31 protein-coding genes are annotated in these 15,111 nt (G+C 42.9%); 1 reads left to right on the forward strand and 30 read right to left on the reverse strand.

The window, feature by feature from the left end; translation table 11 throughout:
* The first annotated feature begins 27 nt into the window (after nucleotides 1-27).
* The gene (locus tag G7Y39_RS13890) at nucleotides 28-159 is read left to right on the forward strand and encodes a transposase domain-containing protein (protein WP_370520362.1); all 132 of its coding nucleotides are present in this window, start codon (nucleotides 28-30) and stop codon (nucleotides 157-159) included.
* Between the two features lie 156 nt (nucleotides 160-315).
* On the opposite strand, the gene rplQ is transcribed toward G7Y39_RS13890, so the two are convergent.
* From rplQ to rpsJ, 30 genes are all read right to left on the reverse strand, one after another.
* On the reverse strand, nucleotides 316-801 hold the full coding sequence (rplQ, locus tag G7Y39_RS07565; RefSeq protein ID WP_165156619.1) for a 50S ribosomal protein L17: 486 nt from the start codon (nucleotides 799-801) through the stop codon (nucleotides 316-318).
* Nucleotides 802-808: 7 nt separating this feature from the next.
* On the reverse strand, nucleotides 809-1,801 hold the full coding sequence (locus G7Y39_RS07570) for a DNA-directed RNA polymerase subunit alpha (RefSeq protein WP_165156621.1): 993 nt from the start codon (nucleotides 1,799-1,801) through the stop codon (nucleotides 809-811).
* Nucleotides 1,802-1,813: 12 nt separating this feature from the next.
* Nucleotides 1,814-2,419, reverse strand: a complete 606-nt coding sequence (rpsD, locus tag G7Y39_RS07575) for a 30S ribosomal protein S4 (protein ID WP_165156623.1) — start codon at nucleotides 2,417-2,419, stop codon at nucleotides 1,814-1,816.
* A 122-nt stretch (nucleotides 2,420-2,541) separates the two neighbouring features.
* Complete coding sequence (gene rpsK, locus G7Y39_RS07580; protein WP_005634781.1) at nucleotides 2,542-2,931, reverse strand: 30S ribosomal protein S11; 390 nt, start codon at nucleotides 2,929-2,931, stop codon at nucleotides 2,542-2,544.
* An 11-nt stretch (nucleotides 2,932-2,942) separates the two neighbouring features.
* Complete coding sequence (gene rpsM / locus G7Y39_RS07585; protein ID WP_165156625.1) at nucleotides 2,943-3,323, reverse strand: 30S ribosomal protein S13; 381 nt, start codon at nucleotides 3,321-3,323, stop codon at nucleotides 2,943-2,945.
* A gap of 31 nt (nucleotides 3,324-3,354) precedes the next feature.
* Nucleotides 3,355-3,471: a type B 50S ribosomal protein L36 gene (gene ykgO / locus G7Y39_RS07590; protein WP_005645768.1), complete on the reverse strand. Its 117-nt coding sequence runs from the start codon at nucleotides 3,469-3,471 to the stop codon at nucleotides 3,355-3,357.
* 13 nt (nucleotides 3,472-3,484) lie between these two features.
* Nucleotides 3,485-3,703, reverse strand: a complete 219-nt coding sequence (gene infA, locus G7Y39_RS07595; protein ID WP_005854007.1) for a translation initiation factor IF-1 — start codon at nucleotides 3,701-3,703, stop codon at nucleotides 3,485-3,487.
* 10 nt (nucleotides 3,704-3,713) lie between these two features.
* Nucleotides 3,714-4,499, reverse strand: a complete 786-nt coding sequence (gene map / locus G7Y39_RS07600) for a type I methionyl aminopeptidase (protein ID WP_165156627.1) — start codon at nucleotides 4,497-4,499, stop codon at nucleotides 3,714-3,716.
* Between the two features lie 4 nt (nucleotides 4,500-4,503).
* Entirely contained in the window at nucleotides 4,504-5,844 is a 1,341-nt protein-coding gene (gene secY, locus G7Y39_RS07605; RefSeq protein WP_165156629.1) for a preprotein translocase subunit SecY, read from the reverse strand.
* A gap of 3 nt (nucleotides 5,845-5,847) precedes the next feature.
* Nucleotides 5,848-6,294 carry a 50S ribosomal protein L15 gene (rplO, locus tag G7Y39_RS07610; protein ID WP_165156631.1) on the reverse strand — a complete coding sequence of 149 codons (447 nt, stop codon included), beginning with the start codon at nucleotides 6,292-6,294 and terminating at the stop codon, nucleotides 5,848-5,850.
* A 29-nt stretch (nucleotides 6,295-6,323) separates the two neighbouring features.
* Complete coding sequence (gene rpmD / locus G7Y39_RS07615; protein WP_165156633.1) at nucleotides 6,324-6,500, reverse strand: 50S ribosomal protein L30; 177 nt, start codon at nucleotides 6,498-6,500, stop codon at nucleotides 6,324-6,326.
* 17 nt (nucleotides 6,501-6,517) lie between these two features.
* Entirely contained in the window at nucleotides 6,518-7,036 is a 519-nt protein-coding gene (rpsE, locus tag G7Y39_RS07620) for a 30S ribosomal protein S5 (protein ID WP_165156635.1), read from the reverse strand.
* The gene (rplR, locus tag G7Y39_RS07625) at nucleotides 7,036-7,380 is read right to left on the reverse strand and encodes a 50S ribosomal protein L18 (RefSeq protein ID WP_165156637.1); all 345 of its coding nucleotides are present in this window, start codon (nucleotides 7,378-7,380) and stop codon (nucleotides 7,036-7,038) included. Before rplR ends, rpsE begins: the two co-directional genes overlap by 1 nt.
* 21 nt (nucleotides 7,381-7,401) lie before the next feature.
* Complete coding sequence (rplF, locus tag G7Y39_RS07630) at nucleotides 7,402-7,953, reverse strand: 50S ribosomal protein L6 (protein ID WP_165156639.1); 552 nt, start codon at nucleotides 7,951-7,953, stop codon at nucleotides 7,402-7,404.
* Nucleotides 7,954-7,969: 16 nt separating this feature from the next.
* Nucleotides 7,970-8,365 (reverse strand): 30S ribosomal protein S8, encoded by a 396-nt coding sequence (gene rpsH / locus G7Y39_RS07635; protein ID WP_005634758.1) that lies wholly within the window; start codon nucleotides 8,363-8,365, stop codon nucleotides 7,970-7,972.
* A gap of 57 nt (nucleotides 8,366-8,422) precedes the next feature.
* Entirely contained in the window at nucleotides 8,423-8,692 is a 270-nt protein-coding gene (rpsN, locus tag G7Y39_RS07640) for a 30S ribosomal protein S14 (protein ID WP_165156641.1), read from the reverse strand.
* A gap of 2 nt (nucleotides 8,693-8,694) precedes the next feature.
* Nucleotides 8,695-9,255, reverse strand: a complete 561-nt coding sequence (gene rplE / locus G7Y39_RS07645) for a 50S ribosomal protein L5 (RefSeq protein WP_165156643.1) — start codon at nucleotides 9,253-9,255, stop codon at nucleotides 8,695-8,697.
* Entirely contained in the window at nucleotides 9,255-9,575 is a 321-nt protein-coding gene (gene rplX, locus G7Y39_RS07650) for a 50S ribosomal protein L24 (protein ID WP_165156645.1), read from the reverse strand. Before rplX ends, rplE begins: the two co-directional genes overlap by 1 nt.
* 19 nt (nucleotides 9,576-9,594) lie before the next feature.
* Nucleotides 9,595-9,960 (reverse strand): 50S ribosomal protein L14, encoded by a 366-nt coding sequence (gene rplN / locus G7Y39_RS07655; RefSeq protein WP_005853982.1) that lies wholly within the window; start codon nucleotides 9,958-9,960, stop codon nucleotides 9,595-9,597.
* Nucleotide 9,961: 1 nt separating this feature from the next.
* Nucleotides 9,962-10,219 carry a 30S ribosomal protein S17 gene (gene rpsQ, locus G7Y39_RS07660; RefSeq protein ID WP_008773759.1) on the reverse strand — a complete coding sequence of 86 codons (258 nt, stop codon included), beginning with the start codon at nucleotides 10,217-10,219 and terminating at the stop codon, nucleotides 9,962-9,964.
* Between the two features lie 9 nt (nucleotides 10,220-10,228).
* Complete coding sequence (gene rpmC, locus G7Y39_RS07665; RefSeq protein ID WP_005853979.1) at nucleotides 10,229-10,426, reverse strand: 50S ribosomal protein L29; 198 nt, start codon at nucleotides 10,424-10,426, stop codon at nucleotides 10,229-10,231.
* 5 nt (nucleotides 10,427-10,431) lie between these two features.
* On the reverse strand, nucleotides 10,432-10,866 hold the full coding sequence (gene rplP / locus G7Y39_RS07670; RefSeq protein ID WP_005853976.1) for a 50S ribosomal protein L16: 435 nt from the start codon (nucleotides 10,864-10,866) through the stop codon (nucleotides 10,432-10,434).
* 20 nt (nucleotides 10,867-10,886) lie between these two features.
* Nucleotides 10,887-11,621, reverse strand: coding sequence for a 30S ribosomal protein S3 (gene rpsC, locus G7Y39_RS07675; RefSeq protein WP_165156647.1), 735 nt, complete (start codon nucleotides 11,619-11,621; stop codon nucleotides 10,887-10,889).
* A 7-nt stretch (nucleotides 11,622-11,628) separates the two neighbouring features.
* A complete protein-coding gene (gene rplV, locus G7Y39_RS07680) occupies nucleotides 11,629-12,039 on the reverse strand; it encodes a 50S ribosomal protein L22 (RefSeq protein WP_165156649.1) in 411 nt (136 codons plus the stop codon).
* Nucleotides 12,040-12,091: 52 nt separating this feature from the next.
* On the reverse strand, nucleotides 12,092-12,361 hold the full coding sequence (gene rpsS, locus G7Y39_RS07685; protein ID WP_005634738.1) for a 30S ribosomal protein S19: 270 nt from the start codon (nucleotides 12,359-12,361) through the stop codon (nucleotides 12,092-12,094).
* 20 nt (nucleotides 12,362-12,381) lie between these two features.
* Nucleotides 12,382-13,206, reverse strand: coding sequence for a 50S ribosomal protein L2 (rplB, locus tag G7Y39_RS07690; RefSeq protein ID WP_165156651.1), 825 nt, complete (start codon nucleotides 13,204-13,206; stop codon nucleotides 12,382-12,384).
* Nucleotides 13,207-13,214: 8 nt separating this feature from the next.
* Nucleotides 13,215-13,508 (reverse strand): 50S ribosomal protein L23, encoded by a 294-nt coding sequence (gene rplW / locus G7Y39_RS07695; protein WP_165156653.1) that lies wholly within the window; start codon nucleotides 13,506-13,508, stop codon nucleotides 13,215-13,217.
* 11 nt (nucleotides 13,509-13,519) lie between these two features.
* Complete coding sequence (gene rplD / locus G7Y39_RS07700) at nucleotides 13,520-14,149, reverse strand: 50S ribosomal protein L4 (protein ID WP_165156655.1); 630 nt, start codon at nucleotides 14,147-14,149, stop codon at nucleotides 13,520-13,522.
* Nucleotides 14,149-14,766 (reverse strand): 50S ribosomal protein L3, encoded by a 618-nt coding sequence (gene rplC, locus G7Y39_RS07705; RefSeq protein ID WP_165156657.1) that lies wholly within the window; start codon nucleotides 14,764-14,766, stop codon nucleotides 14,149-14,151. Before rplC ends, rplD begins: the two co-directional genes overlap by 1 nt.
* Before the next feature lie 19 nt (nucleotides 14,767-14,785).
* Nucleotides 14,786-15,091: a 30S ribosomal protein S10 gene (gene rpsJ / locus G7Y39_RS07710; RefSeq protein WP_005853961.1), complete on the reverse strand. Its 306-nt coding sequence runs from the start codon at nucleotides 15,089-15,091 to the stop codon at nucleotides 14,786-14,788.
* Nucleotides 15,092-15,111 lie beyond the last annotated feature (20 nt).

A 15,111-nucleotide genomic window follows, 5' to 3' on the forward strand; every position in this document is an offset into this window, starting at 1 on the left:
GAAGACAACGCCATCTTCTATACCTTTATGGTGTCCTGTGAAATCCTTGGCGTAAACCCTTTTCGCTGGCTGAAACACACGCTGGAGAATATAAGGCCGGACATGGAAGAACTTCAACTAACCGGTCTCCTCCCTTGCAACTTCGAAGACAAAATCTAAGCCTGACTTGAACTTAAAAAAACAAGTCGGACGGTTTCGGACGGATACTCTAAAGTGACTGCTTACATACGATACTGACATGCCCGTCATACTACAAAAAAAAAAGCGATCCGTTTCACACGGATCGCTTTTCTTATATGATTGTAAAAAACTTGCTTATTCAGCTGCTTTTTCCTCGCCAGCGACTTCAGCCTCGGGAGCTTCAGCGACCGCCGCTGTTGATTTTTTACGAGAACGTCTGGTTTTAGAAGTTTTCTTGGCGGCTGTATCCTTCAACATGTTTTCGTTGTAGTCTACTAACTCAATAAAGCACATGGCCGCGTTGTCACCTAAACGGTTACCCGTCTTGATGATTCGGGTATAACCACCCGGACGATCACCAATCTTCTGAGCGATTTCCTTGAACAACTCCGTTACCACGAATTTATCTTGCAAATAGCTAAATACCACACGTCTGGAGTGAGTCGTATCCTCCTTAGACTTCGTGATAAGTGGTTCTACATACACACGTAACGCTTTTGCCTTTGCCGTCGTAGTAAAGATTCGCTTATGCTTGATCAAAGAACAAGCCATATTCGAAAGCATCGCATTACGGTGAGTATTCGTACGACCTAAATGATTGAATTTCTTATTATGTCTCATCGTTTACTTACTCTTTATCTAATTTATATTTTGTGATATCCATACCGAATGAAAGGTTCAAGCCCTCAAGCAGTTCATCAAGCTCAGTGAGCGACTTCTTGCCGAAGTTACGGAATTTCAACAAATCATTCTTATTGAACTTAACCAACTCACCCAGTGTCTCAACATCCGCGGCCTTCAAGCAATTCAACGCACGAACGGAAAGATCCATATCAGACAGCTTGCTCTTCAGCAACTGACGCATATGAAGTACTTCCTCATCGAACTCTTCATTGCCTTCAGTATCCGCCGTCTCGATCGCGATCTTTTCATCTGAGAACAACATGAAATGATGTATCAGAATCTTCGCCGCTTCCTTCAACGCTTCCTTCGGATGAATAGAACCATCTGTGGCTATTTCAAGAACCAACTTCTCGTAGTCCGTCTTCTGTTCAACACGGAAGTTCTCGATTGAATACTTCACGTTACGTATCGGAGTGAAGATAGAGTCGATAGCGATCACATGTATATCCGCGTTCGGGTCTCTGTTCTCATCCGCCGGCACATAACCGCGACCTTTATTAATAGTCAATTCAATCTGGAAACTCGCGGTCGGATCCAAGCGGCAAATGACCAAGTCAGGATTCAAGATCTCGAATCCACTCAGCCGCTTACCAATATCACCGGCTCTGAACACTTCCGAACCCGAAACGGTAATACCCACTTTTTCATTCTCGATGTCGTCTACGATATGCTTGAAACGAACTTGCTTCAGATTCAAGATAATGTTTGTCACATCCTCGATAACACCCGGGATCGTACCAAATTCATGGTCAACCCCGTCGATCTTAATGGATGTAATAGCAAAACCTTCAAGTGACGACAGGAGAATACGACGCAAAGCATTACCTATCGTAATACCATAGCCGGGTTCCAACGGACGAAATTCAAACTTTCCGAAGAAATTGTCCGCTTCCAACATCAATACTTTATCGGGTTTTTGAAATGCTAATATCGCCATGGAAATCAATTATTATTTAGAATACAATTCTACGATCAACTGCTCTTTAATGTTTTCAGGGATGTCAGCCCTTTCCGGCAGATGCAGTAATTTCCCGCTCATTAAAGACTGATCCCACTCAATCCAAGGATACTTGCTGTGGTTGAAACCAGACAACGCGTCGGCAACAACCTCCAAGGATTTAGATTTTTCTCTAACACCAACAACCTGACCGGGTTTCACAGAGTAAGAAGGAATGTTTACAACACTACCGTCTACCGTAATGTGACGATGAGAAACCAACTGACGAGCAGCGGCTCTTGTCGGAGCTATACCCAAGCGATAAACCATGTTGTCAAGGCGGCCTTCCAACAATTGGAGAAGAACCTCACCGGTAATACCCTTAGAGCGTGAAGCTTTTTCGAATAAGTTTCTAAACTGCCTCTCCAATACGCCATAAGTGTATTTTACTTTTTGCTTCTCACGAAGCTGAATACCGTATTCAGAAGTTTTTCTCTTTCTGGAGTTACCATGTTGTCCAGGAGGATAGTTTTTCTTTGAAAGAACTTTATCCGCTCCGAATATTGCCTCACCAAACTTGCGGGCAATTCTTGTTCTTGGTCCAGTATATCTTGCCATTTTTTTATTTTTTTAGATGTTCTGTTTGAATCGGGAACCGTGCAGCCGCGATTACAGAGAGGATAAGGTCAATATGCAATCTATTCACTATTCCGGATTCAATGTTTAAGAAACTATAATTATTATACTCTTCTCTTTTTCGGAGGACGACATCCGTTATGAGGAAGCGGAGTAACATCAACGATCTCTGTTACCTCGATACCTGCGCCATGGATCGTTCTGATAGCGGACTCACGACCGTTACCCGGACCCTTAACGAATACTTTCACCTTTCTTAAACCAAGATCATAAGCTACCTTAGCGCAATCCTGCGCCGCCATCTGAGCTGCATAAGGAGTATTCTTCTTAGAGCTTCTGAATCCCATCTTACCAGCGGAAGACCAGCTGATTACCTGCCCTTCGCTATTCGCTAAAGACACAATAATGTTGTTAAAAGAAGAATGAATATGAGCTTGACCGTAAGCGTCAACTTTTACGTTTCTCTTCTTTGCTGCGACTGTTTTCTTTGCCATATTAACTCTTATTATTTAGTAGCTTTTTTCTTATTTGCGACAGTTTTCTTCTTACCCTTACGAGTACGAGCGTTGTTCTTTGTGCTTTGACCCCTCAAAGGCAAACCAAGACGATGACGAACGCCTCTGTAGCAACCAATATCCATCAGACGCTTAATGTTCAACTGAACTTCTGAACGAAGGTCACCTTCAACCTTGTACTCAGCGCCAATGACTTCACGAACTTTCGCGGCTTGATCGTCTGTCCAATCCTTAACCTTGACATCACGATCAACCCCAGCCTTATCTAATACGGATTTTGCAGCGCTACGACCAATACCATAGATATAAGTCAAAGCGATCTCTCCTCTTTTATTTTGTGGCAAGTCTACACCAACTATTCTTATAGCCATATTACTTAGATTATTTCGCAAAAATAATAAATTATCCTTGACGTTGTTTATACTTAGGATTTTTCTTGTTAATTACGTATAAGCGACCCTTCCTTCTTACTATCTTGCACTCGGGTGTACGCTTCTTTAAAGATGCTCTTACTTTCATATCGTGTTTAATTTTATTTGTATCTAAAAGCAATTCTACCTTTCGATAGATCATACGGAGACATTTCCACCCTCACCTTATCCCCCGGAAGAATCTTAATGTAATGCATACGCATCTTTCCCGAGATATGAGCGGTAATTTCATGTCCGTTCTCCAATTCTACTCGAAACATCGCGTTTGACAATGCTTCTACAATTACTCCATCTTTTTCTATCGCTGATTGTTTAGCCATATAAATCCAATTAAATTGCGTTTTCTCCTAGAACTTCCTCTAAAAACTTGAATGAAGATAAGATCAGGGGGCCATCCGGACGTATGGCGATACAATGCTCAAAATGAGCGGAAGGCTTCCTGTCCTTTGTACGAACCGTCCATCCGTCTTTCTCAAACGCGACGTTCTTACTTCCCATGTTGATCATCGGCTCAATGCAGATACACATTCCGCTACGCAATAACGGCCCGCACCCACGTCTGCCATAGTTAGGCACTTCCGGCTCCTCATGCATCTTCCGACCTATACCATGCCCCACCAGCTCTCTTACAACAGAGTAACCCTGAGACTCGCAATAAGTCTGAACCGCATTACTGATATCACCCAAACGGTGACCTTCAACAGCACATTGAATACCTAAATAAAGCGAATCCTTTGTCGCTTTCAACAATTTCTTCACTTCCGGCGCGACCTCACCGACACAGAACGTATAAGCGGAGTCACCGACAAAACCATTCAATATTGTCCCGCAATCCACAGAGACTACGTCTCCTTCTTTCAAGATCATCTTAGAAGAAGGAATACCATGTACCACCTGCTCATTCACGGAGGCACATATTGAATTTGGGAAACCACCATATCCCAAAAAAGCCGGAACAGCGCCATTATCTCTAATGAACTCTTCCGCAATCTTATCAAGTTGAAGTGTGGAGACTCCGGGAACGACATGCTTAGCGATCTCGCCAAGTGTCTTACCCACCAGTTGATTAGCCTCACGCATCAACTCAATCTCTTCATCTGTCTTTAAATAGATCATTCTATTAGTAAGCGGCAACAGAGCCTGTACGACCTTTAATTCTTCCTGACTTCAACAAACCGTCATAATGACGCATTAACAAATGACTTTCGATTTGTTGCAATGTATCCAACACCACACCAACCAAAATCAACAAAGATGTACCACCAAAGAATTGAGAGAACTCCATACTTACACCGGCAATTCTAGCGAAAGCAGGCATAATAGCAACCACCGCAAGGAAAAAAGCACCCGGCAAAGTAATACGGTCCATAATGGTATCCAGATAGTCTTTGGTATTCTTACCCGGCTTTACACCCGGAATAAAACCATTGTTTCTCTTCAAATCATCTGACATCTGAGTCGGATTGATCGTGATAGCCGTATAGAAATACGTAAACAGAATAATCAACACCGCAAACACGAAGTTGTACCAGAATCCCGTATTATCCATGAAAGCAGCCCAAAAACCACTCTGCTCTCCCGTACTAGAGAAACCTACAATTGAGATCGGGATAAACATGATCGCCTGAGCGAAGATGATAGGCATTACGTTAGCAGCGTTAACCTTTAACGGAATGTACTGACGTGCACCACCATATTGCTTATTCCCGATGATTCTTTTCGCATATTGCACGGGCACCTTACGAGTACCTTGTACCAATAAGATCGCACCCGCGATAACAAGCAAAAGGAACAACATCTCAAACAGGAACATAACCAGACCACCGGTTTTCTCACTTGTTCTAGAAATGAACTCTTGGAACAAAGAATGCGGCAGACGGGCTATAATACCCACTAAAATGATAAATGAAATACCATTTCCAACACCTTTATCTGTAATTCTTTCACCTAGCCATAAGATAAACATACTTCCCGCGGCCAAGATGATCGTAGATGAGATCGTGAACCAAATACCACCCGGTAAAGCGGCGCCAGCAGCTTTAAGCTGGACACTCAGATTCACCAAATAAGTGGGGCCTTGGAATAACAAAATCGCTATCGTCAAGTAACGAGTCCACTGATTGATTTTTCTACGGCCACTCTCACCCTCTCTCTGCAACTTTTGAAAAGAAGGAACCGCAATGGCTAACAACTGCATAACAATTGAAGCGGAGATATATGGCATGATTCCCAACGCAAAAATAGATGCGTTAGAAAAGGCTCCACCTGAGAACATATCCAACAGTGCAAGCAATCCGCCTCTTGTCTGCTCCTGTAAAGCGGTCAACGCTTTGGGATCGATACCCGGAAGTACGACATACGTACCAAAACGGTATATAGCCACCAATAAAAGAGTGGTGAGGATCCGATTTCTCAGATCCTCAATCTTCCAGATATTCTTGATTGTTTCAACAGCTCTCATGACTTAGAGTTTAACAACTGTTCCACCTACGGCTTGGATAGCTGCCTCTGCGCTCTTAGAGAAAGCGTGAGCCTCAACCTCTAACTTAGCGGTCAAACTACCGTTACCTAGAATTTTAACCAATTGAGAAGAAGAGACGAAGCCAGCCTTCACTAATTCATCAATACCAATCTTAGTCAATTGCTTAGCCTCAGCCATTTGTTGCAAAGTATCGATATTAATAGCTTTATATTCCACACGGTTAATATTCTTGAAACCGAATTTAGGCAACCGTCTTTGAATAGGCATCTGACCTCCTTCGAAACCTATCTTGTTCTTGTAGCCAGATCTTGATTTGGCTCCTTTATGACCTCTTGTTGAAGTTCCGCCTAATCCTGACCCCGGACCACGTCCGATTCTTTTCCGGGTCTTGGTAGATCCTTCAGCCGGTTTTAAATTTGATAAATCCATATCGTATAATTTATTTTTTCAACCAATTATTACTTTACTACAGAAACCAAATGTTTCACTTTCTCAACCATACCTAAGATCGCCGGATTAGCTTCATGTTCCACAATCTGGTTCATCTTTCTCAGCCCTAGTGCGTCAAGCGTTCTCTTTTGGTCTTTCGGGCATTTAATTCTACTTCTAACTTGCTTTACTTTAATAGTCGCCATAAACTTATCCTCCCTAATTAACCTCTAAATACTTTTTCAACTGTAACACCTCTGTTCTGAGCAACATCGAACGGGCTTCGCAACTCACCCAGCGCAGCAATAGTAGCTTTCACCAAGTTATGGGGATTAGAAGAACCTTTAGATTTTGCCAAAACGTCTGTAATACCCACGCTCTCCAATACGGCACGCATAGCACCACCCGCCTTCACACCGGTACCGTGAGATGCCGGTTTGATCAGCACCTGAGCACCACCAAATTTAGCCAATTGTTCGTGAGGGATCGTACCTTTGTGTACCGGGACCTTGATCAAGTTCTTCTTAGCAGCTTCTACACCTTTAGCGATAGCTGTCGTTACCTCACCGGCTTTACCTAATCCCCAGCCAACGATACCATCCTCGTTTCCTACTACAACGATAGCAGCGAAGCTGAATGTACGTCCACCTTTCGTAACCTTAGTTACACGGTTGATTGCAACCAGTCTGTCCTTCAACTCTAAGTCGTTGGTCGATTTAACTCTATTATTTGCCATCTTCATTAAAATTTAAGGCCGCCGTTACGTGCAGCATCTGCTAATTCTTTAACTCTCCCGTGATACAGGTAACCATTACGGTCGAAAACCACTGCCTGAACACCAGCCTCCTGAGCGTTCTTAGCGATTAACTCACCAACCTTAGCAGCGATCTCCTTTTTGGGAGCCTTAACATCTAATTTCAAAGATGAAGCAGCGGCTAAAGTCTTACCTGTAGTATCATCTATCACCTGTGCGTAGATTTGCTTATTGCTTCTAAACACGGTCAGGCGCGGACGCTCAGCAGTTCCTGAGATTTTGCCGCGTACGCCTGCTTTTATTTTTAATCTTCTTTCTAGCTTCGTTGTCATGATAATTTCAGTTTACGTAGATTACTTACCTGCTGACTTACCAGACTTTCTGCGAATCTCTTCACCCACAAACTTAATACCCTTACCTTTATACGGTTCCGGCATTCTGAATGAACGGATCTTCGCACAAATCTGACCTAATAATTGTTTGTCAGCCGATTCAAGGATAATAAGAGGGTTCTTATTTCTCTCAGACTTCGTCTCAACTTTCACCTCCTTCGGCAACTGCAAATAAATATTGTGAGTATACCCCAAAGAAAGATCCAACAGCTGACCTGTATTTGTCACACGGTAACCGACACCGACAAGTTCCAGCTCTTTTTTGTATCCTTCCGAGCAACCGATCACCATATTGTTGATCAGCGCACGGTACAAACCGTGCAACGCACGATGGTTCTTTTCGTCTGTCGGACGTGTCAGATGGATGATTCCATCTTCAAAAGACACTTTAATATCAGGATTCACAGCCTGAGTCAGCTCGCCTTTGGGACCTTTTACAGTCACTACATTATCCTTAATGGTAATCGTAACACCAGCCGGCACATGAATTGGTAATTTTCCTATTCTTGACATTCTTCTTTCCTCCTAATTAATAAACATAACATAATACCTCGCCACCGATCTTCAGATCGCGGGCCTCTTTGTCAGTCATCACTCCTTTAGAAGTAGAAAGAACAGCAATACCTAAGCCATTCAATACTCTCGGCATTTCTTTGTAACCAGTGTACTTACGCAAACCGGGCGTAGAAACTCTCTCAAGTTTCTTAATCGCATTAACCTTGTTTACCAGGTCATACTTCAAGGCAATCTTGATCGTACCTTGAGGACCATCCTCTACAAACTTAAAATTAAGAATGTAGCCCTTGTCGAAAAGGATCTTAGTGATCTCTTTCTTTAAATTTGACGCCGGCACCTCAACAACTCTGTGCTTCGCTTTGATTGCGTTACGCAATCTTGTCAAATAATCTGCAATAGGATCTGTCATATATAAATGAATTAAATTGATCCGGCCACCCGGACAATATTTAAACTAAAAAAACTCTTACCAGCTTGCTTTTTTTACACCCGGGATTAAACCGCTAGATGCCATTTCACGCAATTGGATACGAGAAATACCGAACTGGCGTACATACCCCTTCGGACGTCCTGTAATCTTGCAGCGGTTGTGCAAACGTACAGGAGAAGCATTTTTAGGTAAAGCCTGCAAAGCCTCATAGTCACCCTCTGCCTTGAGCTGAGCTCTTTTAGCGGCATACTTAGCAACAAGCTTCGCTCTTTTAACCTCACGGGCCTTCATTGATTCCTTAGCCATAACTACTTAGTCTTTTTTCCGTTTTTAAAAGGCAATCCAAATTCTCTCAAAAGAGCATAACCTTCCTCATCTGTTTTCGCAGAAGTCACAAAGGTAATATTCATTCCCAATATTTTGGTAATATTATCGATATTTATTTCAGGGAAAATGATTTGTTCCTGGATACCGAGTGTATAATTGCCCCTTCCGTCTAACTTACTCTCAATTCCCTTGAAGTCACGAATACGAGGAAGGGCGACACGAACAAGTCTCTCTAAGAACTCGTACATCTGCTCACGACGCAATGTCACCATTACACCGATTGGCATCTTCTTACGCAACTTGAAGTTTGAAATATCCTTTTTAGATACGGTAGCGACAGCTTTTTGACCCGTGATCGCAGACAACTCGCTGATAGCGACATCGATAATCTTCTTATCAGCCGTAGCCATACCTAATCCTTGATTAATCACGATTTTCTTCAAAACAGGTACCTGCATCACGGATTTGTAACCAAACTCCTTCGTTAAGGCAGGAACAATTCTGTCTTGGTATTCTTTCTTAAGACTGGCAGTATTGCTCATCACTTAATCTCCTCCCCTGATTTTTTAGAATAACGCACTAAAGCACCCTTCTCATTCAACCTACGGCCGATACGTGTAGCTTTACCAGATTTCGGGTCCACCACGTTCAGGTTAGAAAGATGAATAGGAGCTTCCTTCTTTTCGATTCCTCCTTGAGGATTCTTCGCATTAGGCTTGGTATGCTTGGATACCATATTAATGCCTTCGACAATGGCGCGGTTCTTCTTCACGAGAACTTCCAATACACGCCCTGTCTTACCTTTGTCTTCGCCGGCATTAACAAAAACTATATCGCCTTTTTTGATATGTAATTTACTCATTACTTTAAATATTACGAGATTAAAGCACTTCAGGTGCAAGTGATACAATTTTCATGTTTGTTGCACGAAGCTCTCTGGCAACCGGACCGAAAATACGGCTACCACGGATATCGCCACCGGCATTTAATAACACGCAAGCGTTATCATCGAAACGGATATAAGAACCATCCGGACGGCGGATCTCCTTCTTAGTACGAACGATGATAGCCTTAGAAACAGCACCCTTCTTAACGTCGCTAGCCGGGATTACGCTCTTGATTGCTACCACGATCACATCACCTACAGTGGCATAACGCTTTCTCGTGCCGCCCAAAACACGGATACACAAAGCTTCCTTAGCTCCACTGTTATCTGCTACTACTAGTCTTGATTCTTGTTGTATCATCTTACTTAGCCCTTTCGATTATTTGAACTAATCTCCATCTTTTAGTCTTGCTCAAAGGACGAGTCTCCATAATCTTTACGGTATCGCCAATGTTGCATTCGTTATTTTCGTCGTGAGCATGATATTTCTTCGTCTTGCTAACGAACTTTCCATAAATGGGATGTTTTTCCTTCCATTTAATAGCAACCGTGATGCTCTTATCCATCTTGTTGCTCGTTACCACGCCCGTTCTTTCTTTTCTTAAATTTCTAGTTTCCATCAGGCTCAATTATTTGTTGTTAAGTTCTCTCTGGCGCAATTCTGTTTTCATGCGCGCGATCAATCTGCGTTGCTGTTTAATCTGAGAAGGATTATCCATAGGCGAGATGCTATGGTTAATCTTCTTCTGATCATAGGCCGCAACCTCTGCATCTACTCTCTCTAGCAACTCTTTCGTGCTTAGCTCTCTAATTTCTGCAATCTTCATAACAATTACGCATTTTGATTTTGCATGTCATAATCACGTCTCACAACAAACTTAGTTGTAACCGGAAGTTTTTGTGCGGCAAGGCGCAACGCTTCCTTAGCAATATCAAAGGGAACACCTTCGATCTCAAAAATCAGACGCCCCGGAGTAACAGGCGCAACAAACCCCTCGGGATTACCTTTACCTTTACCCATACGAACCTCTGCGGGCTTCTTCGTGATTGGCTTATCCGGGAAGATACGAACCCAAACCTGACCCTGACGTTGCATATAACGCGTAACGGCGATACGGGCTGCCTCGATCTGACGACCGGTAATCCATTTATTCTCTAATGACTTTATTCCAAAAGAGCCGAAGGCCAGCTGGTTGCCGCGCTGAGCTTCGCCCTTCATGCGACCTTTCTGCTGTCTTCTGAACTTGGTTTTCTTTGGCTGTAACATCTCTACTTAAATTCTAATGTTTAACGATTAGCTCTTTTTCTCTTGAAGTTCTTGTCTCTGTTGCCACCGGCATTGTCGTTTCTACGGCCTGTCTCCTTGGTAGCAGTGAAAGAAGGAGCAAGATCGCGCTTGCCATAAACCTCACCACGGCAGATCCAAACTTTAACACCCAGCAAACCAACTTTTGTCAAGGCCTCGGCCAAGGCATAGTCAATATCTGCTCTAAGAGTGTGCAACGGAGTTCTTCCTTCCTTATACATTTCCGAACGAGCCATTTCAGCACCATTCAAACGGCCAGAGATTTGAATCTTTATACCCTCGGCGCCCATTCTCATGGTAGAAGCAATAGCCATCTTCACCGCACGACGATACGCGATTTTACCTTCAAGCTGACGTGCGATGTTGTTTGCTACGATAACAGCGTCCAATTCAGGTTTCTTCACCTCGAAGATATTGATCTGCACCTCTTTGTCTGTGATCTTCTTCAACTCTTCCTTCAACTTATCAACTTCCTGACCACCTTTGCCGATGATGATACCCGGACGTGACGTACAAACAGTAATCGTGATCAACTTAAGCGTACGTTCAATAACGATACGAGATACACTAGCTTTTGCAAGACGGGCATTCAAATATTTACGAATTTTGCTATCTTCCAGCAAAGTATCCCCGTAATTCTTACCGCCATACCAATTGGAATCCCAACCACGGATAATTCCTAAACGATTACTAATCGGATTAACCTTTTGTCCCATCTACAAATTAATTTTGACTATCGTTTTTACTAAGTGTATCTACAAACAGAGTTACGTGGTTCGAGCGTTTACGAATTCTGTAACCTCTTCCTTGAGGAGCCGGACGCATTCTCTTCAACGTAGTAGCGCAATCAACGCTAATTGAAGACACGCACAACTCTCCTGTTTCTGCTTTACGTTCATTTTTCTGTTCCCAGTTTGCGATTGCTGAACGAAGCAACTTTTCTACTCTTGCTGCAGCTTCCTTATTAGAAAACTTCAAAACACCAAGCGCACGGAATACTTCCATACCGCGAATCATGTCCGCTACCAAACGCATCTTACGAGGAGAGGTAGGCACATTGTTCAACTTCGCGAAATACATGGTCTTTTTGGCTTCTTTTCTTGCTTCAGCTGATATTCTTTTTCTAGCACCCATTTTATTCGATTCTTTTTATTTTCAGATTCCTGAATTCCTGTTACTACCGACATTATTTCTTCTTGTTACCGGCGTGACCGCGGAAAGTACGTGTCGGAGAGAACTCTCCCAACTTGTGACCCACCATATTCTCGGTCACGAAAACAGGAATGAATTTATTTCCATTATGAACTGCAATAGTATGGCCTACGAAATCAGGCGAAATCATTGAAGCTCTTGCCCATGTCTTAACTACGGCTTTTTTTCCTGACTCATTCATAGCCAGAACCTTCTTCTCAAGCTTCACATTAATATACGGGCCTTTTTTTAGCGAACGACTCATAGTTTACTTTATTAATCAGATTATTTCTTTCTTCTTTCAATAATATACTTTGAAGAATGCTTCTTAGGAGCTCTAGTCTTCAAGCCCTTAGCATATAAGCCATTACGGGATCTAGGATGACCTCCGGAAGAACGACCTTCACCACCACCCATCGGGTGATCAACCGGGTTCATAACAACACCACGGTTGTGAGGACGACGGCCTAACCATCTAGAGCGACCGGCCTTACCTGATTTTTCGAGAGCATGGTCTGAGTTTCCAACTGCACCAATTGTAGCCTTACAAGCCGCAAGAATCTTTCTAGTTTCACCAGAAGGCATCTTAATAATCGCATAAGCGCCCTCCTTTGAAGTCAGCTGAGCGAATGCACCCGCAGAACGTACCATTTTGGCACCCTGTCCGGGACGAAGCTCAATGTTGTGAATAATAGTACCAACGGGAATATTTGCCATAGGCAAAGTATTACCTACCTCAGGAGCGACATCGCTACCTGAAACCACTGTCTGGCCGACTTCCAATCCGTTCGGAGCGATGATATAACTCTTTGCTCCGTCCGCATAATACAACAAAGCGATACGAGATGAACGGTTAGGATCATACTCGATAGACTTTACTGTCGCAGGAACGCCATCTTTGTTTCTCTTGAAATCGATAATTCTGTACCTCCGTTTGTGACCGCCACCGATATAACGCATCGTCATCTTTCCAGTGTTGTTACGACCACCTGTTCTCTTCTTACCTACTACAAGAGACTTCTCTGGTGTACTTGCAGTGATTTTATCAAATGCACCAATAACTTTGTGTCTCTGCCCCGGTGTCGTGGGCTTTAATTTACGTATTCCCATTTCTCTTTTTAGATATTACTAAAGAAATCAATTGTTTCCCCTTCTTTCAACGTTACGATCGCTTTCTTGAAAGCCGCCTGCTTGCCGTTGATGATACCAGATTTAGTATAACGGCTTTTGCGTTTTCCGGAGTAGTTGATGGTGTTAACATCAACTACTGTAACACTGTACATATCCTCCACAGCTTTCTTAATCTCCAATTTGTTGGCACCAGGAGAAACGCGAAAACCATAGCGATTCGGAAATTTCTCTGTGATCGCTGTTTGTTTCTCAGTTACTATAGGCTTAATAATAATTCCCATTATTCTACTCCTTATGCTTTAAAATTTTGTTCAACAACAGCGACTGAACGTTCCGTCAGAACCAAATTAACAGCGTTTAACACAACGTATGTATTTAGTTCAGAAGCTGTTATTACACTTGTCTTCTCTAAATTTCGAGCGGACAAATATACTAAATTATCCTTCTCCGGTAAAACCATAAGTAACTTTTTGTCAGCCACTTTCAGGTTTTTAGCAATTGTTATAAATTCTTTAGTCTTAGGAACTTCCATCGTGAAATCCTCTACGACAACAATCGCATTGTTCTTTGCCTTGTAGCTCAATGCTGACTTACGAGCCAAAGATTTTACTTTCTTGTTCAGCTTAAATCCATAATCACGAGGCTTCGGACCGAATACACGGCCACCACCCACCAAAACCGGAGAGTTGATATCACCGCGACGTGCGCCACCTCCACCTTTCTGACGGATCAACTTACGTGTACTGCCAGATACTTCGCTTCTCTCTTTCGACTTATGTGTTCCCTGACGTTGATTTGCCAAATACTGCTTTACGTCCAAGTAAATAGCATGATCATTGGGTTCAATGCCGAAGATCGCATCGTCCAAAGTTACCTTTCTTCCGGTATCTTCACCTTTAATATTAAATACGCTCAGTTCCATTACTTTTCAATTAATAAGATTGAACCTTTTGCTCCTGGAACAGATCCCTTTACCAATAAGAGGTTGTGTTCCGGCATTACCTTGATCACTTGAAGGTTCTGAACGGTTACGCGTTCGTTACCCATCTGGCCACCCATCCGCATACCCTTGAATACTTTCGCAGGGTAAGAACAAGCACCGATAGAACCCGGCTTACGAGCACGGTTATGCTGACCGTGAGTAGTTTGACCCACACCACCAAAACCATGACGTTTTACTACACCTTGAAAACCTTTACCCTTTGAGGTACCAACCACATCGACGAAACCTGCGCCTTCCAAGAAGTCTACAGTGATCACGTCACCCATCTTGTACTCAGTTTCGAAATTCTTGAACTCGGCCAAGTATCTCTTGGGAGTTACACCGGCTTTCTTGAAGTGACCCAACTCAGGCTGTGTGGTGTGTTTCTCTTTCTTGTCCTCGAAACCCAACTGTACAGCTTCATAGCCATCTTTCTCCAAAGTCTTGATCTGCGTAACTACACAAGGACCCACTTCGATAACAGTGCATGGAAGATTTTTTCCCTCGGCACTGAAAACGGATGTCATTCCGATTTTTTTTCCTAATAATCCTGGCATTTCACTAATTGTTAAAAACTTACACCTTAATTTCCACTTCTACACCGCTAGGTAACTCTAGCTTCATCAAAGCGTCAACCGTCTTAGCGGTCGAGCTATAGATATCGATTAATCTCTTGTAAGAAGAGAGTTCGAACTGCTCACGAGACTTCTTATTAACGAAAGTAGAGCGGTTCACTGTAAAGATACGTTTGTGCGTAGGAAGAGGTATAGGACCGCTAACGATAGCACCTGTAGCCTTTACCGTCTTTACGATCTTCTCGGCAGACTTGTCTACCAGAGAATAATCGTAGGACTTCAATTTAATTCTGATCTTTTGGCTCATATTTATTATATGTTTCTAAA

The organism is Parabacteroides sp. ZJ-118 (genome assembly GCF_011038785.1).
Taxonomy (GTDB): Bacteria; Bacteroidota; Bacteroidia; order Bacteroidales; family Tannerellaceae; genus Parabacteroides.

What these genes read in the sequence shown, in the direction of transcription:
- G7Y39_RS13890 (WP_370520362.1), top strand. Translation starts at nt 28, where the DNA reads ATGGTGTCCTGTGAAATCCTTGGCGTAAACCCTTTTCGCTGGCTGAAA.
- rplQ (WP_165156619.1), bottom strand. Translation starts at nt 801, where the DNA reads ATGAGACATAATAAGAAATTCAATCATTTAGGTCGTACGAATACTCAC.
- G7Y39_RS07570 (WP_165156621.1), bottom strand. Translation starts at nt 1,801, where the DNA reads ATGGCGATATTAGCATTTCAAAAACCCGATAAAGTATTGATGTTGGAA.
- rpsD (WP_165156623.1), bottom strand. Translation starts at nt 2,419, where the DNA reads ATGGCAAGATATACTGGACCAAGAACAAGAATTGCCCGCAAGTTTGGT.
- rpsK (WP_005634781.1), bottom strand. Translation starts at nt 2,931, where the DNA reads ATGGCAAAGAAAACAGTCGCAGCAAAGAAGAGAAACGTAAAAGTTGAC.
- rpsM (WP_165156625.1), bottom strand. Translation starts at nt 3,323, where the DNA reads ATGGCTATAAGAATAGTTGGTGTAGACTTGCCACAAAATAAAAGAGGA.
- ykgO (WP_005645768.1), bottom strand. Translation starts at nt 3,471, where the DNA reads ATGAAAGTAAGAGCATCTTTAAAGAAGCGTACACCCGAGTGCAAGATA.
- infA (WP_005854007.1), bottom strand. Translation starts at nt 3,703, where the DNA reads ATGGCTAAACAATCAGCGATAGAAAAAGATGGAGTAATTGTAGAAGCA.
- map (WP_165156627.1), bottom strand. Translation starts at nt 4,499, where the DNA reads ATGATCTATTTAAAGACAGATGAAGAGATTGAGTTGATGCGTGAGGCT.
- secY (WP_165156629.1), bottom strand. Translation starts at nt 5,844, where the DNA reads ATGAGAGCTGTTGAAACAATCAAGAATATCTGGAAGATTGAGGATCTG.
- rplO (WP_165156631.1), bottom strand. Translation starts at nt 6,294, where the DNA reads ATGGATTTATCAAATTTAAAACCGGCTGAAGGATCTACCAAGACCCGG.
- rpmD (WP_165156633.1), bottom strand. Translation starts at nt 6,500, where the DNA reads ATGGCGACTATTAAAGTAAAGCAAGTTAGAAGTAGAATTAAATGCCCG.
- rpsE (WP_165156635.1), bottom strand. Translation starts at nt 7,036, where the DNA reads ATGAAGATGGCAAATAATAGAGTTAAATCGACCAACGACTTAGAGTTG.
- rplR (WP_165156637.1), bottom strand. Translation starts at nt 7,380, where the DNA reads ATGACAACGAAGCTAGAAAGAAGATTAAAAATAAAAGCAGGCGTACGC.
- rplF (WP_165156639.1), bottom strand. Translation starts at nt 7,953, where the DNA reads ATGTCAAGAATAGGAAAATTACCAATTCATGTGCCGGCTGGTGTTACG.
- rpsH (WP_005634758.1), bottom strand. Translation starts at nt 8,365, where the DNA reads ATGACAGATCCTATTGCAGATTATTTGACAAGATTGCGTAACGCAATC.
- rpsN (WP_165156641.1), bottom strand. Translation starts at nt 8,692, where the DNA reads ATGGCTAAGGAATCAATGAAGGCCCGTGAGGTTAAAAGAGCGAAGCTT.
- rplE (WP_165156643.1), bottom strand. Translation starts at nt 9,255, where the DNA reads ATGAGCAATACTGCCAGTCTTAAGAAAGAATACCAAGACAGAATTGTT.
- rplX (WP_165156645.1), bottom strand. Translation starts at nt 9,575, where the DNA reads ATGAGTAAATTACATATCAAAAAAGGCGATATAGTTTTTGTTAATGCC.
- rplN (WP_005853982.1), bottom strand. Translation starts at nt 9,960, where the DNA reads ATGATACAACAAGAATCAAGACTAGTAGTAGCAGATAACAGTGGAGCT.
- rpsQ (WP_008773759.1), bottom strand. Translation starts at nt 10,219, where the DNA reads ATGGAAACTAGAAATTTAAGAAAAGAAAGAACGGGCGTGGTAACGAGC.
- rpmC (WP_005853979.1), bottom strand. Translation starts at nt 10,426, where the DNA reads ATGAAGATTGCAGAAATTAGAGAGCTAAGCACGAAAGAGTTGCTAGAG.
- rplP (WP_005853976.1), bottom strand. Translation starts at nt 10,866, where the DNA reads ATGTTACAGCCAAAGAAAACCAAGTTCAGAAGACAGCAGAAAGGTCGC.
- rpsC (WP_165156647.1), bottom strand. Translation starts at nt 11,621, where the DNA reads ATGGGACAAAAGGTTAATCCGATTAGTAATCGTTTAGGAATTATCCGT.
- rplV (WP_165156649.1), bottom strand. Translation starts at nt 12,039, where the DNA reads ATGGGTGCTAGAAAAAGAATATCAGCTGAAGCAAGAAAAGAAGCCAAA.
- rpsS (WP_005634738.1), bottom strand. Translation starts at nt 12,361, where the DNA reads ATGAGTCGTTCGCTAAAAAAAGGCCCGTATATTAATGTGAAGCTTGAG.
- rplB (WP_165156651.1), bottom strand. Translation starts at nt 13,206, where the DNA reads ATGGGAATACGTAAATTAAAGCCCACGACACCGGGGCAGAGACACAAA.
- rplW (WP_165156653.1), bottom strand. Translation starts at nt 13,508, where the DNA reads ATGGGAATTATTATTAAGCCTATAGTAACTGAGAAACAAACAGCGATC.
- rplD (WP_165156655.1), bottom strand. Translation starts at nt 14,149, where the DNA reads ATGGAACTGAGCGTATTTAATATTAAAGGTGAAGATACCGGAAGAAAG.
- rplC (WP_165156657.1), bottom strand. Translation starts at nt 14,766, where the DNA reads ATGCCAGGATTATTAGGAAAAAAAATCGGAATGACATCCGTTTTCAGT.
- rpsJ (WP_005853961.1), bottom strand. Translation starts at nt 15,091, where the DNA reads ATGAGCCAAAAGATCAGAATTAAATTGAAGTCCTACGATTATTCTCTG.